The organism is Mycolicibacterium rutilum (assembly GCF_900108565.1).
Taxonomy (GTDB): Bacteria; Actinomycetota; Actinomycetes; order Mycobacteriales; family Mycobacteriaceae; genus Mycobacterium; species Mycobacterium rutilum.
This window is the reverse complement of record NZ_LT629971.1, coordinates 4,802,840-4,815,559: the sequence shown is the minus strand read 5'-3', so window position 1 is coordinate 4,815,559 and position 12,720 is coordinate 4,802,840. Positions and strand designations below refer to the sequence as shown.

The 12,720-nt window shown below is 68.6% G+C and carries 18 protein-coding genes; 7 read left to right on the top strand and 11 right to left on the bottom strand.

What is annotated here, in order from left to right:
• Nucleotides 1-15: 15 nt before the first annotated feature.
• Complete coding sequence (locus BLW81_RS23430; protein WP_083410769.1) at nucleotides 16-252, top strand: DUF3039 domain-containing protein; 237 nt, start codon at nucleotides 16-18, stop codon at nucleotides 250-252.
• Here BLW81_RS23430 and BLW81_RS23425 read toward each other — a convergent pair.
• Nucleotides 242-1,267, bottom strand: a complete 1,026-nt coding sequence (locus BLW81_RS23425; protein WP_083409252.1) for a YihY/virulence factor BrkB family protein — start codon at nucleotides 1,265-1,267, stop codon at nucleotides 242-244. The two genes, BLW81_RS23430 and BLW81_RS23425, sit on opposite strands and share 11 nt — an antisense overlap.
• Nucleotides 1,268-1,331: 64 nt before the next feature.
• On the bottom strand, nucleotides 1,332-1,526 hold the full coding sequence (locus BLW81_RS23420; RefSeq protein WP_083410768.1) for a DUF7455 domain-containing protein: 195 nt from the start codon (nucleotides 1,524-1,526) through the stop codon (nucleotides 1,332-1,334).
• A gap of 130 nt (nucleotides 1,527-1,656) precedes the next feature.
• Here BLW81_RS23420 and BLW81_RS23415 point away from each other — a divergent pair, with 130 nt between their 5' ends.
• Nucleotides 1,657-2,016: a DUF952 domain-containing protein gene (locus BLW81_RS23415; protein ID WP_083409251.1), complete on the top strand. Its 360-nt coding sequence runs from the start codon at nucleotides 1,657-1,659 to the stop codon at nucleotides 2,014-2,016.
• Here the strand turns inward: BLW81_RS23415 and BLW81_RS23410 are convergent.
• Nucleotides 1,971-2,384 (bottom strand): RidA family protein, encoded by a 414-nt coding sequence (locus BLW81_RS23410; RefSeq protein ID WP_083409250.1) that lies wholly within the window; start codon nucleotides 2,382-2,384, stop codon nucleotides 1,971-1,973. The two genes, BLW81_RS23415 and BLW81_RS23410, sit on opposite strands and share 46 nt — an antisense overlap.
• A 57-nt stretch (nucleotides 2,385-2,441) precedes the next feature.
• Between BLW81_RS23410 and BLW81_RS23405 the strand changes: the two genes are divergently transcribed.
• Nucleotides 2,442-3,224, top strand: coding sequence for a hypothetical protein (locus BLW81_RS23405; protein ID WP_083409249.1), 783 nt, complete (start codon nucleotides 2,442-2,444; stop codon nucleotides 3,222-3,224).
• On the opposite strand, the gene BLW81_RS23400 is transcribed toward BLW81_RS23405, so the two are convergent.
• The 6 genes from BLW81_RS23400 to ppgK all read right to left on the bottom strand — a co-directional run bounded on the left by BLW81_RS23400 (nucleotide 3,225) and on the right by ppgK (nucleotide 8,817).
• Nucleotides 3,225-3,992: an FkbM family methyltransferase gene (locus tag BLW81_RS23400; RefSeq protein ID WP_083409248.1), complete on the bottom strand. Its 768-nt coding sequence runs from the start codon at nucleotides 3,990-3,992 to the stop codon at nucleotides 3,225-3,227.
• 79 nt (nucleotides 3,993-4,071) lie between these two features.
• Nucleotides 4,072-5,166 (bottom strand): methyltransferase, encoded by a 1,095-nt coding sequence (locus tag BLW81_RS23395; RefSeq protein ID WP_456093738.1) that lies wholly within the window; start codon nucleotides 5,164-5,166, stop codon nucleotides 4,072-4,074.
• Nucleotides 5,167-5,195: 29 nt separating this feature from the next.
• Entirely contained in the window at nucleotides 5,196-5,774 is a 579-nt protein-coding gene (locus BLW81_RS23390; RefSeq protein ID WP_157897810.1) for a TetR/AcrR family transcriptional regulator, read from the bottom strand.
• 2 nt (nucleotides 5,775-5,776) lie between these two features.
• Entirely contained in the window at nucleotides 5,777-6,247 is a 471-nt protein-coding gene (locus BLW81_RS23385) for an ester cyclase (RefSeq protein ID WP_235632075.1), read from the bottom strand.
• A 100-nt stretch (nucleotides 6,248-6,347) separates the two neighbouring features.
• Nucleotides 6,348-7,808 (bottom strand): RNA polymerase sigma factor, encoded by a 1,461-nt coding sequence (locus tag BLW81_RS23380; RefSeq protein WP_083410764.1) that lies wholly within the window; start codon nucleotides 7,806-7,808, stop codon nucleotides 6,348-6,350.
• 202 nt (nucleotides 7,809-8,010) lie between these two features.
• Nucleotides 8,011-8,817, bottom strand: coding sequence for a polyphosphate--glucose phosphotransferase (gene ppgK, locus BLW81_RS23375; protein ID WP_083409247.1), 807 nt, complete (start codon nucleotides 8,815-8,817; stop codon nucleotides 8,011-8,013).
• Nucleotides 8,818-8,949: 132 nt separating this feature from the next.
• Here ppgK and BLW81_RS23370 point away from each other — a divergent pair, with 132 nt between their 5' ends.
• The gene (locus BLW81_RS23370) at nucleotides 8,950-9,792 is read left to right on the top strand and encodes an inositol monophosphatase family protein (RefSeq protein WP_235632074.1); all 843 of its coding nucleotides are present in this window, start codon (nucleotides 8,950-8,952) and stop codon (nucleotides 9,790-9,792) included.
• A gap of 30 nt (nucleotides 9,793-9,822) precedes the next feature.
• On the opposite strand, the gene cei is transcribed toward BLW81_RS23370, so the two are convergent.
• Nucleotides 9,823-10,479 (bottom strand): envelope integrity protein Cei, encoded by a 657-nt coding sequence (gene cei, locus BLW81_RS23365; RefSeq protein ID WP_083409245.1) that lies wholly within the window; start codon nucleotides 10,477-10,479, stop codon nucleotides 9,823-9,825.
• A gap of 178 nt (nucleotides 10,480-10,657) precedes the next feature.
• Here cei and BLW81_RS23360 point away from each other — a divergent pair, with 178 nt between their 5' ends.
• Complete coding sequence (locus BLW81_RS23360) at nucleotides 10,658-10,960, top strand: DUF4193 domain-containing protein (RefSeq protein WP_069416252.1); 303 nt, start codon at nucleotides 10,658-10,660, stop codon at nucleotides 10,958-10,960.
• Between the two features lie 6 nt (nucleotides 10,961-10,966).
• On the opposite strand, the gene BLW81_RS23355 is transcribed toward BLW81_RS23360, so the two are convergent.
• A complete protein-coding gene (locus tag BLW81_RS23355; protein ID WP_083409244.1) occupies nucleotides 10,967-11,443 on the bottom strand; it encodes a DUF3093 domain-containing protein in 477 nt (158 codons plus the stop codon).
• A 25-nt stretch (nucleotides 11,444-11,468) separates the two neighbouring features.
• On the opposite strand from BLW81_RS23355, the gene dut reads away from it, so the two are divergent.
• Both dut and BLW81_RS23345 read left to right on the top strand, forming a co-directional pair.
• Nucleotides 11,469-11,933 (top strand): dUTP diphosphatase, encoded by a 465-nt coding sequence (gene dut, locus BLW81_RS23350; RefSeq protein ID WP_083409243.1) that lies wholly within the window; start codon nucleotides 11,469-11,471, stop codon nucleotides 11,931-11,933.
• Between the two features lies 1 nt (nucleotide 11,934).
• On the top strand, nucleotides 11,935-12,720 hold the full coding sequence (locus BLW81_RS23345; RefSeq protein ID WP_083409242.1) for a DUF3710 domain-containing protein: 786 nt from the start codon (nucleotides 11,935-11,937) through the stop codon (nucleotides 12,718-12,720).

Genomic DNA, 12,720 nt, shown 5'->3' with positions numbered 1-12,720 from the left:
GGCAAAATGGTCTCCATGCAGACCCAGACGATCGAGCGCACCGACACCGACGAACGCGTCGACGACGGGACCGATAGCGATACCCCGAAGTTCTTCCACTATGTCAAGAAGGACAAGATCGCCGAGAGTGCGGTGATGGGCACGCACGTCGTCGCGCTGTGCGGCGAGGTGTTCCCGGTGACCAAGGCGGCCAAGCCCGGCTCCCCGGTGTGCCCGGACTGCAAGCGCATCTACGAACAGCTCAAGAAGTAGCGCTGTCGGCCTGGGCCGCGGGCGGCGGGGGCGCGTCCGCGGCCGGGCTCGCAGGCACCGGCCTGGTCCGGTTGGCCGAGACGCCGTTGCGCGTCTCGGCCTTTTCCTTGAGCCACCAGCGGAACCGGTTGGCGTGGGTGGCCGCCGCCGGCCACTCCTCCTGGATCGCCGCGTTCAGTTCGGCGCCGATCATGATCGCGAACCCCAGGAAGAACGCGAACAGCAGGAAGGCGATCGGCGTCGCGAGCGCACCGTAGGTGTAGCCGGTCGCGGTGATCCACGTCAGGTAGAACCGCAGCCCGAACGTCGCGAGCAGGAACACCACCGTGGCCAGCACCGAGCCGAACAGCAGCCGGTGCGAGGGCAGCGGTTTGGGCAGCGACACCCGATAGAGCACGTTGACCGCCACGATCAGCCCGACGATCAACACCGGGTAGTAGCCGAACTGCAGCACGTGGTCCCAGCTGTCCGGGATGAACTCGGCGACCTTACGCGGGCCCAGCGCGATGAACGGCGCGCTGATGATCACGCCGACCAGCATCACCACGTAGAGCCCGAGCGCGTAGAAGCGTTGGCGCACCGGGTGCCGCAGCGGGGTCTGGTCGTGTGCCTCGGTGATCGAGTCGACGAACGCCGAGATCGCCGAGGACCCGGCCCACAGCGAGATCACGAACCCTACCGAGACCACCTCACCGCGCGCACCCTTGACGATGTCGCGGATCGTCGGCTCGATGATCTCGGTGACGACGTTGGACGAGAAGAACCTCGCCGCGGTGTCGATGATCTGTTCCTGGATCGTCGGCAGCGTGTCCGGGCCGAACAACGGCGCGATGTAGGCGAGGCTGCCGAGCATTCCCAGCAGCAGCGGCGGTAACGACAGCGCCGACCAGAAGGCGGCTTGCGCCGACTCCGAGAAGATCGAGTCGTCCCAACTCTTGGACAGCGTCCTCTTGACGATGTGCCGAACGTGGTGCCGCGACGGCCGCGTCGGGAGCGGTTGGGACTGGTCGGTCATGACCAGTCCAGCATTCCTGACGGAATGCGCCGCGCCCAGCCGGGCGGCTGGCCGTGTCGGGCTGCTATGCCTCCACCGGGCTGACTTCGAGCACCGCGGCCAGCTCGATCAGCTTGGCCTCGTGTTCGTTGGCGTGGTGTTGGCAGAACAGCAACTCGGCGCCCGAAGGCAGCTTCGCGCGTACGCGGGCCGCGGCGCCGCAACGGTCGCAGCGGTCAGCCCGGGTCAGCTGGGGACTGGTGAGCGTTGCGTTTGTCATGGCGACCTCCGTACTGTTCGCGTGCATCCACTGTCTCAGACGTTTTGGCTTCCGGCGTTGTTCCCAAGGGGTTTACCGGTGTGTCGTGTCTCACCGTTACGCCGAATTGCCGACCCGGCAGGCTGACGGTATGACTCCGTCACCGCCGGTGCTCGTACACCTGTGTAGCAAAGACGAATGGCGAGCAGCGCTGGCCGACGGCGAGCATCGCCCCGTTTCGCTGACCGCGAACGGCTTCGTGCACCTGTCGACGCCCGAGCAGGTTCACCTGCCGGCCAACCGGCTCTACGCCGGGCGCACCGACCTGGTGCTGCTGCGCATCGACTCCGCACGACTGTCCTCTCCGATTCGCTGGGAGGCCGGTGTTCCCACCGATCCCGCGGAGATGGTGTTCCCGCATCTGTACGGGCCTTTGCCAACGGCGGCTGTGATCCGCGTCACTTCTTACCTGCCCGGCGCCGACGGCCGGTTCGCCCCGCTGTCGGGCTGAGGTTCGGCGACGTACGCGTCCGCCTCGATCTCGACGAGGAGGCCGGGGGCGATCAGCGCCGACACCTCCACCATCGTGGCGGCGGGACGGATGCTGCCGAACACCTCGGCGTGCACGGCGCCGACGTCTCGCCAGTGGGAGATGTCGGTGACGTACATGCGGGTGCGGACCACGTCCGCCAGCGACGCGCCCGCGTCTCGTAGCGCGGTCTCGATGCGGCGCAGCGCGTCGCGGGCCTGACTGGTGACGTCGTCGCCGGCCCCGGTCGTGCCGGACACCGCGACGAACGGGCCGGTGCGCACCGCCCGCGAGTAGCCGACCGTCTCTTCGTAGGGCGAGTCCGACGACACGTTCCGGCGCTGCGACATGGGGACAAAACTAGATCACCGACAAGCCGCCACCGCGCGTCTCTACAATTACAAATCGTGGGCATTTTGTTAGGTCTTGCGCCGTGGATCGTCTACTGGGTGCTCGTCGGGAACGTCCCGTTCACCGTGGCCGTGCTGATCGCACTCGCCGTGGCGGTCGCGGCGTTCGTGCTCGGCCGGGTCCGCGGCGGTCCGGGCCGTGTCCTCGAAATCGGCGCCCTGGCAACCTTTTTGGTGCTCACGGTGTTGACGTTCACGCTCGACCAGGCGGTCATTGAGCGGTGGATGCAGCCACTGAGCAACGCCGGGATTTTCCTGGTCGCGCTCACCGGGGTGCTGATCGGCAAGCCGTTCATCCGGGAGTTCGCGGAAGTCGGGCAGCCGGCGCACGTCGTCAAGAGCGAACTGTTCGCCAAGGTCACCTCGCTGCTGACGTGGATCTGGGTGGGCGCCTTCGGCGGGATGACGGTGTCGTCGGCGATCCCGCCGATCGTGTACGGCGACGCCACCATCCTCGACACCAGGACCCCGCTGTCGTTCGTCTGCTACTGGGTCATCCCGTTCGCGTTGCTGGCCGGTGCCGCGTTCGCCACCCGGGTGCTGCCGGACCGGATCGCCGCCGGCGCCGACGACATCGTGCGCAAGACGTCGTTCGTCGCGTTCGCCGAGGCCGAGATCGACCAGCTGATCTATCTGGCCACCGAGCACGCCAACCGGGAGGTCGGGCCCGGCAAGGAGGCCTACGACATCAAGATCGGCAGCAAGGGCATCCCGCTGACCGGCGACGAGACCCGCGAGTCGTGGCCCTCGACCTATAAGGTGCGCGACAAGCGGCGGTAGCTACCCGGTCAGGCCCCGCCTGATCCGGGTCAGGGGCTCGGCGTTGTCCGGGTGCACGAACAGGAAGTTGTTCACGTAGTCGGCGCTGCGGCCCCCGCCGACGGCCTTCGCGTTCTCCGGACGCTGCAGTTCGGCGGCGTCGAATCCCGCACCGTCGTGCAGCACTCCGCGATGCAGGTAGTAGCCGCGGTAACCCAGGCCGTCGAAGAACGCGAACGCCTGCGCGACGCCGCCGGCGTTGTGCCGCTCCTCGCATTCGACGATGCAGACCGGCTTGGACGCGGCCAACGTCTGTGCCGCGCCGCGCAGCACCTTCAGTTCGTGCCCCTCCACGTCGATCTTGATCAGCGCGAGCCGGTCCAGTCCGAGATGGTCGACGGTCGTCGTCGGCACCGTCACCGTGCGCAGCGAGAAGCCGGGATTGGCATCGGCCTGCAGTGAACAGCGCGTGGTGACGTCGCGGCCGCGCCGCACCGGCACATGCAACGTGGTGCTGCCGACTTCGTCGGACAGCGCCACGGCGAGCACCTGATCGTCGTTTCTGAGCATGCGGCGCAGCCCGCCGACCAGACCCGGATGTGCCTCTGCGGCAAGCACCCTGCGGAACCTCCCGAGCGCCATGAACGAGTAGACGCCGGTATTGGCGCCGACATCGAGGAAGTCCCGTTCGGGATCGGCCAGCAGCGGAATGAGTTTGAGTTCGGGTTCGCCTGTGTTGAGTTCACGGTTGACGCGGTGGCGGGCACGTATTTCGGCGACGAGGCTCACAGCGTCGTACGCTAGCGCCGCGATCTACAAGATCACCGCGAAATGGGGCAGGTTCGTCCGAACCGGTGTCAGCGCCCCGTCAGGCCGGCGAGGCCTCGATGATCGAGACGGGTGCGACGGTGTCGATGACGCGGTCCAGCCGGAACCCGGCCTGGCGCAACAAGTTCGCGAAGTCGTCGCGGGTGCGCTCGCGGCCGCCGACGGTCACGAGCATCTCGAGGTCCAACTGGAAGCCGATGAACGCGTCGGCCCGGTCGGGCAGCACCATCTCCAGCAGCAGCAGTTTGCCGTCGGGCGCGATCGCGGTCCGGATGTTGCGCAGGATCCTGACGGAGTCGTCGTCGTTCCAGTCGTGGATGATGTTCTTGAGCACGTAGGCGTCGCCGCCCCCGGGCACCCGGTCGAAGAACGAGCCCCCTTCGGCCGAGCAGCGCTCGGCCAGGCCCGCCGCCTCAAAGGTCGCGTCAGCGCCGCTGACCACTGACGGCAGGTCGTAGACCAGACCGCGCGCCTTCGGCGCTCGGCGCAGGATCGTCGACAGCAGCAACCCGTGGCCGCCGCCCACGTCGACGATCAGCTTGAAGTTCGTGAAGTCGTACTGGCTCAGCGCGACCTCGTTGGTGATCCCGCTCGTCGCGGTCATCGCGTCGTTGAAGACCTGCGCCAGTTCGCTGTCTTGCTCGAGGTAATCCCAATACGACATCCCGCGGAGCTTGAGCACCGACGGCTCGCCGGTCTGCACCGAGTGCAGCAGGTTGCCCCAGTCCTCCCAGCGGGCCTGGTGTCCGATGAACAACACCATGTCGTGCATCGACTCGGGCGCATCGGAGCGCAGCGCCTCACCGACTTTGGTCAGGGCGAACGTGTCGTCGGGGCGGTGAGTGAGTAACCCGTTCGACGCCAGCGCCCGCATCAGCCGGTAGAGCGCATCGGGGTGGGCTCCCACCCGATCGGCGAGCACGGCAGCCGAGGCGGGCCCGGCCGCCAGTTGGTCGGCGAGGCCCAGTCTCGCGGCGGCGTACATGGTCTGGGTCGTCCAGGCGCCGGTGGCCATCTCGAGAATCGCGACGCTGCTGGGCACCGTGGAGCGGTGCAGCCGTTGCAATCCGGCACGGAGTCGGTTGACGGCGCGGACCACCGGCATCGGCGGAACTTTTGCGGGTTTGTCGGGCACGGCCTGGAACACTACAGGTTCCGCGCCGATCAATGTTTGCGGGCAGCCTCGATGAGAGCCTGAATCGCGAACCGGCGGACGCTGCGGGCCCGCTCGGCGTCGACCCGCAGCACGTCGCTGAACACGACCATGGACTCGGTGCCGATGAACACCGCCAGCGCCTCGGTCACGGTGTCGAGCGCGTCGGGGGAGAAGTCCCCGCGGGCCGGTGCCAGGGCCGCCTCGATGAGCGCGGTGCGCCGGTTCTGGCGCGCGGGTATCTCGCCGCTGTCGCGCTGAAGCGACTGGGCCAGCATCAGCCGCAGGGGACGCTCGTTGGCCGAGATCAGTTGCTGCATCGCATCGTCCACGAGGAGCATCCGTTCGATCGGATCGGTGGTGGCGACGTCGCGGAACAGTTCGGCGGGCTCGGGGAGTTCGTCGTCGAGCGGGGCCTCGATGAGCAGTGCGTCGACGCTGGGGAAGTACCGGTACGCCGTCGCGCGTGAGACCATCGCCTCCTCGGCGACCTGCTCGAGCGTCGGCGTGCGTCCCTCGCGCAGCAGCCGAGAAGCGGCCTGCAGCAGATCTTTTCGCGTGCGGCTCTTCTGGTTCGGCCGGGTGGTCACGGTCAGTCCTGGGGGAGTTGCGCGATGATCGCGGCGCGGTCCACCCACACGTTCTCGCGGCCGATGTCCCCGTCGGCGGTGAACTGCATGACGTGCAGCAGCCGGAACTCCAGCGGCCGGTCCCGCCCGTCGAGACCGAACGGCTTTCCCGATGCTGTTCCCCGCCAATGGGATTCGTCGACGATGAAGTCCTCGCCGTAGAGCCGGCGGATCGTGGTGAAGGTGCCGTCGGACAGGTCGGCGAACAGGCCCTCGTAGAAGTCGCGGGCGCCGTCGCGGCCGGTCGGCCCCGTCGGCGCGCCGACCACGTCGTGCTCGACGTCGGCGGCCAGCGTGTCCAGCACGCCCTCCACGTCGTCACTCGCCTCGTAGGCGAAGTGCTCGTCGAGCTTTCTGTCCATGTCGGCGCGGGTGAGCGGCACCATCGGCTCCGGAGTCGGCGGGATCAAGACGTCAAGATCATAATGAGACATCAGTCTCACCGCAAGATAGGCGTCTCATCAGTCTCATGGCGAGCAGACGCAAAAGTGCCCCTCTGCGTGGGCAAAGGGGCACTTTTGCGTCTGTTCGCGGTCAGTCCAGGTAGTCGCGCAGCACCTGAGAGCGGCTGGGGTGGCGCAACTTCGACATCGTCTTCGACTCGATCTGCCGGATGCGCTCGCGGGTCACGCCGTATACCTGGCCGATCTCGTCGAGCGTGCGCGGCTGACCGTCGGTGAGGCCGAACCGCAGCCGCACCACACCCGCCTCGCGCTCGGAGAGCGTCTCGAGCACCGACTGCAGCTGGTCCTGCAGCAGCGTGAAGCTCACCGCATCGACGGCCACCACGGCCTCGGAGTCCTCGATGAAGTCGCCGAGCTGGCTGTCGCCCTCGTCGCCGATGGTCTGGTCCAGCGAGATCGGCTCACGCGCGTACTGCTGGATCTCCAGCACCTTCTCCGGCGTGATGTCCATCTCCTTGGCCAGCTCTTCAGGAGTGGGCTCGCGGCCCAGGTCCTGCAGCAGCTCGCGCTGGATGCGGCCGAGCTTGTTGATCACCTCGACCATGTGCACCGGGATGCGGATGGTGCGCGCCTGGTCGGCCATCGCACGGGTGATCGCCTGCCGGATCCACCAGGTGGCGTAGGTCGAGAACTTGTAGCCCTTGGTGTAGTCGAACTTCTCGACCGCGCGGATCAGGCCCAGGTTGCCTTCCTGGATGAGGTCCAGGAACGCCATCCCACGACCGGTGTAGCGCTTGGCCAGCGACACCACCAGGCGCAGGTTGGCCTCCAGCAGGTGGTTCTTCGCGCGGTCGCCGTCACGGCAGATCCACGTCATGTCGCGACGCTCGGTCGGGGTGAACTTCTCGCCCTTGGCGGCCTTCTCGGCCATCAGCTGGGTGGCGTACAGGCCGGCCTCGATGCGCTTGGCCAGCTCGACCTCTTCCTCGGCGTTGAGCAGCGCCACCTTGCCGATCTGCTTGAGGTACGCGCGCACCGAGTCGGCGGACGCGGTGAGCTCGGCGTCCTTGCGGGCCTGCCGCAGCGCCTCGGATTCCTCCTCGTCCCAGACGAAGTCGCCGGAGGCCTTGTCCTTCTCGGACGGTTCGGCGATCTCGTCGTCCTCGGCGGCGGCGTCCCCGGTGGCGGCGGCCGCGGTGTCACCCTCGGCGGTCTCCTCGGCGGCGTCGTCGCCGGCTTCCTCGACCTCGAGATCCTCCAGGTCGATGTCGGTGTCCTCGACCTCCAGCTCGTCGCCGGGCTCGGCTTCGAGGTCGTCGTTGTCGAGCTCGTCGGTGTCGCCCTCAGCCTTGGTGGCGTCCGGATCGGCAGAGGTGGCCTTCTTCGCGCGGGTCGCGGGCGCCTTCGCCTTGGTCGCGCGCTTCGCCGGGGCCTTGGCGGCCTTCTTGGCCGGCGCGGCCGACTTGGCGGCCTTCTTCGCGGGCGCCGTGCCGTTGGCGGCCTTGGCTGCGGTCGCCTTCTTGGCGGGGGCCTTGGTGGCGGTGCGCTTCACCGGCTCGTCGGTTGCCGGGCTTGCTTTTGTCGCTGCCACGAACACCCTTTCTAGTGGTACTGCTCATCGCGGGCTGGGCCCACCGCGAAGCGGGGGTGGTTGTGCGCCATCGAAAAGCGTCGGCTATCGAATGTTGGCGGTTGAGATCTCCGCTTATCCGGGCTGCGGCCGCCGACGACCATTGTAACGACAGTGTGGGGTAGCGCCGCCCCGAGCGGCAAATTGCTGGTCGTCGGCGTGGCTACTTGGCAGTAGCTGTGACGTCGACGTCGGAGGCCATCGCGGCGCCGACGATGCCGGCGGTGTTCTGCAGCGCCGCGGCCACCACCGGCGTGCGGTTCTTCAGCAGCGGGATCCACTTGTCGGCCTTGCGGCTGATGCCGCCGCCGGCGATGAACAGGTCGGGCCAGATCGCGTTCTCGATGGCCACCAGCACCTTGGTCACCTCGACCGTCCACCGGTCGTAGCTCCAGTCCTTGCGTTCCTTGACCGAGGACGCGGCGCGGTGTTCGGCCTCTTTGCCGCCGACCTCGAGGTGCCCGAACTCGGTGTTCGGCAGCAGCACCCCGTTGTGGATGACCGCCGAGCCGATGCCGGTGCCGAACGTCAGCAGCACGATCAGGCCGGTGTTGTCGCGGCCGGCGCCGAACTTCTCCTCGGCCAGCCCCGCGGCGTCGGCGTCGTTGAGCACCGTGACCTGCTGACCGTCCAGTTCGGCGGATATCGCGTCGCGGGCGTTCACGCCGATCCACGCCTTGTCTACGTTGGCCGCGGTGCGCACGATCCCGTCGGTCACCACGCCGGGATAGGTCACGCCGAGCTTGTCGGTCCAGCCGAACTCGCGCGCCACCGCGGCGACGGTCTTGGCGACCGCGTCCGGCGTGGCCGGTTGCGGGGTGGGCAGTTTGAACCGGTCACCGATCAGCTGCCCGGTGTCCAGGTCGACGATGCCGCCCTTGATGCCGCTACCCCCGACGTCGATGCCGAAGCCGCGGCGCTGACCTTGCCCGGCGTCCGGCGCGACGGCGGGTGAATCGGTCGCGGTCATGTGCGCTCCTTAGCTCCGGCCCGACTGTCCGGCCAGGTCATGCGCCACACCTTAGTGGCTCGAGAAAAACAATGCGGCGCTGTCGCGCAAGCTATTCGCGACAACGCGGGCCGAACGTGTTGCGATGGGTGGGTGTCTGAAACCGCCGATCCCGTCACGCTCCGCTCGGTCGCCGAACAACTGGCCACCGAGGCCGCGGAGTTCGCCCGTCGCCGCCGCGCCGAGGTCTTCGGACCCGAGTCGGCGAGCGTGTCGGACGTCCGGACCAAGAGCTCGCCCACCGACCCCGTCACGGTCGTCGACACCGAGACCGAGCGGCTGCTGCGGGACCGGCTCGCCGCACTGCGGCCCGACGACCACGTGCTCGGCGAGGAGGAGGGCGGCAGCACCGCCACCCGAGTCGGCGAGCTGACCTGGGTGCTCGACCCCATCGACGGCACGGTGAACTTCGTCTACGGCCTCGACGCCTATGCGGTGTCGGTGGCCGTGCAGCGCGATGGTGCGTCGGTGGCGGGTGCGGTCGCCAACGTGCCGACCGGGGCGCTGTACTCGGCGGCCGTCGGTCACGGCGCTCATCTGCACGACGGCGACGGCACCACGCCGCTGCGCACCAGCGGTGCCGTCGAGCTGTCGCAATCGCTGCTGGGCACCGGCTTCTCGTACGACCGCGACCACCGGGCCCGGCAGGCGGCCGTCCTTCCCCGAGTACTGCCCGAGGTACGCGACCTGCGCCGAATCGGATCCTGCGCGCTGGACCTGTGCATGGTCGCCGCGGGTCAGCTCGACGCCTACTACGAGGACGGGGTGCACGTGTGGGACTGGGCGGCCGGGGCGCTGATCGCCGCCGAGGCCGGCGCGGTGCTGCAGTTGCCGACGGGTCAGGGCACGGCGGGCGGTCCCGGCTTCATCGTCGCCGCGGCGCCGGGAGTTGCCGCCGCGCTGGGGGAGTTGCTGCGCGCAGCCGGCGTTCCCTAGCTGAAACTGATTGCGTTACAACGGGTTACGTCAGCATACGCCTGAGTGGACCTTCGACAGCAGCGCGGGATCGGCGGCCTGGGTCGCGTCCGGGCGCAGGCTTGCCAGGACGGCCTCGATGTCGTCGCTGCTGCTCAGCTCGGTGAAGTCGGTGCCCAGCGCGAGGTCGACGCTGTCGTCGGGGCGTTCGTCCTGGAACAGTTCGGCGCACGGCGCGACGAGCCAGACCGCAGCCGCGGCCGCCCGGCCCGCCTCGCCGAACCGGATCTGGCCCTGGCACTCCAGGCGGGCGGTGGTGTAGATCGGGTCGTTGGCCGCCGTCGGCTCCGCGAAACCCAGGTCCTTGAGCGCGCCCGCCACCTCGGCGGCCTGACCGCCCTGCCCGCTGGCGTTGAGCACCTGGATCCGGGTGTCGGCGAGCCGGGCCGGCGTCACCTCGACCATGTCGGCGCGCGACACCTGCGTGCCCAGGGCCGGAGGCGGCGCGGCGGCATCCGCGGGCGCGGGCGGCGGGTTGCAGATCACCGCCTGCGGGACATCGGCGGGACGGTTGAGGGCGATGACCCACACCAGCAGCGTCACGACCGACAGCGCGACGAACAGCAAAGCTCCCGGCAGGTAGTTCCGCCGGCGGAACGGACGCCCGTGCTTGTCGAACGCCGTGCCCTCGGTGATTTGCGCGACCACGGAATGCACTCTAAAGCCCCTGCTGCCGGGCTCTTCGGGTGGCAGGATACGAGCTGTGACATAAATCACAGTGGAACGGGTACCAATACGGGCACGAATCATTTGGTGGATGCGTTCGACGCTGGTACAAAGCTCTGTCGCACAAGGTTCAAACAAGGGTTGTCCGGAGGGGACGAAGATGGCTACCGATTACGACGCCCCGCGGCGCACCGAGACGGACGACGTCTCGGAAGATTCGCTCGAGGAGCTCAAGGCGCGGCGTAACGAGGCCCAGTCGGCGGTGGTCGACGTCGACGAGTCGGAGTCCGCCGAGAACTTCGAATTGCCGGGCGCCGACCTGTCCGGCGAGGAACTGTCGGTGCGGGTGATTCCCAAGCAGGCCGACGAATTCACCTGCTCGAGTTGCTTCCTGGTACATCACCGCAGCCGGCTGGCCAGCGAGAAGAACGGGATGATGATCTGCTCGGACTGCGCGGCCTGAGTCAGGTCAACTGCGTAGCGCGGCCAACACCCGATCCGGGTGCCGCGAGCTGATCAGCCAGTACGGCGTCGGATCCTCGGGATCGTCGAGAACCAGCAGAACCATCGGGCCCACCCATGCCCGGTGCACGACGTAGGCCGCCGGGTCGAGCTGTCGGCCCAATGCGGCCGATTTCGCGGTGCGCGGCACTTCGGCCGACCGCGAGACCACGCCGACCGGCAGGTGTGCCGGTCCGACCCACAGCTCGGTGTCGTCGGCCCCGCCGACCACGCGCACCTCGGTGCGGCCCAGCCACAGCAGCGCGACGGCCGCAACGGGCAGCAGCAGCGCGTAGGGCAACCATTCGGGCAGCGTCGGCACGCCCATCGTGATCTCGAACGCGATCAGCGCAGCCAGGCCCATCCCGGGCAGCCACCACCACCACGGCACCCAGAGCCGCTCTCGGTAGCGCACGGATTGCGCCGTGGCGCGCGTGTCGGTCACGGGGCCAAGAGTAATCTCTGACGTCGTGCCCACCTCTCTGGCGGTCGTGCGACTGGACCCGGATCTGCCGATGCCGAGCCGTGCCCACGACGGCGACGCCGGTGTCGATCTCTACAGCGCGCTCGACGTCGAGCTGGCGCCCGGTCACCGGGCGCTCGTGCCGACCGGCATCGCGGTGGCCATTCCGCACGAGATGGTCGGTCTTGTCCATCCGCGTTCGGGTTTGGCTGCCCGCGTTGGCCTTTCGATCGTCAACAGCCCAGGGACGATCGACGCCGGCTACCGCGGTGAGATCAAGGTGGCGCTGATCAACCTCGATCCCGCCGAACCGATCGTCGTGCGTCGCGGAGACCGCATCGCGCAGCTACTGGTTCAGCGGGTCGAGTTGCCCGAGCTTGTCGAGGTCACGTCGTTCGACGAGGCAGGCTTGGGTGAGACCACCCGTGGCGATGGCGGCCACGGTTCCTCCGGCGGACATGCGAGTTTGTGAGATGGCATTCGGAAGACGAAACAAGGACGACAGGGTCGAACCGGCCGGCGAGGACCAGGTCGAGCAGGCCGTCGATCCCGCCGGGGGTGATGACCTCGACGGTCCCTTCGACATCGAGGACTTCGACGACGCGGCGGCCGCGGCCACCGGCCGGCTGGATCTGGGGTCGGTGCTGATCCCGCTGCCCGCCGCCGGTCAGGTCCAGGTCGAGCTGAGCCAGCAGGGCGTGCCGAGCGCCATCTGGGTGGTCACGCCGCACGGGCGGTTCACCATCGCGGCCTACGCCGCCCCCAAGACCGCGGGCCTGTGGCGCGAGATCGCCACCGAGCTGGCCGACTCGCTGCGCAAGGACGGCGCCCAGGTGTCGATCCAGGACGGCCCGTGGAGCCGGGAGGTCATCGGGCTGGCGCAGGCGCCGCAGGGGCAGGCCGCCCAGCAGGGGCAGCCCGGCGTCGTGCGGTTCATCGGCGTCGACGGTTACCGCTGGATGCTCCGCTGCGTAGTCAACGGTCCGCAGGACCAGATCGACGCGCTCGCCGAGGAGGCGCGAGAAGCGTTGTCCGACACCGTCGTCCGCCGCGGCGACACCCCGCTGCCGGTGCGCACGCCGCTGCCCGTTGAACTGCCCGAACCGATGGCCAACCAGCTGCGCGCCGCCGCCGAACAGGCCGCCGCCCAGCAGGCGCAACAGGCCGGTCTGCAGCAGCCGCCGCCCCCTCAGCCGGCGGCGCGTCGCAGCGAGCAGGGGTCGGCGATGCAGCAGCTGCGCACGATCACCGGCGGCTGA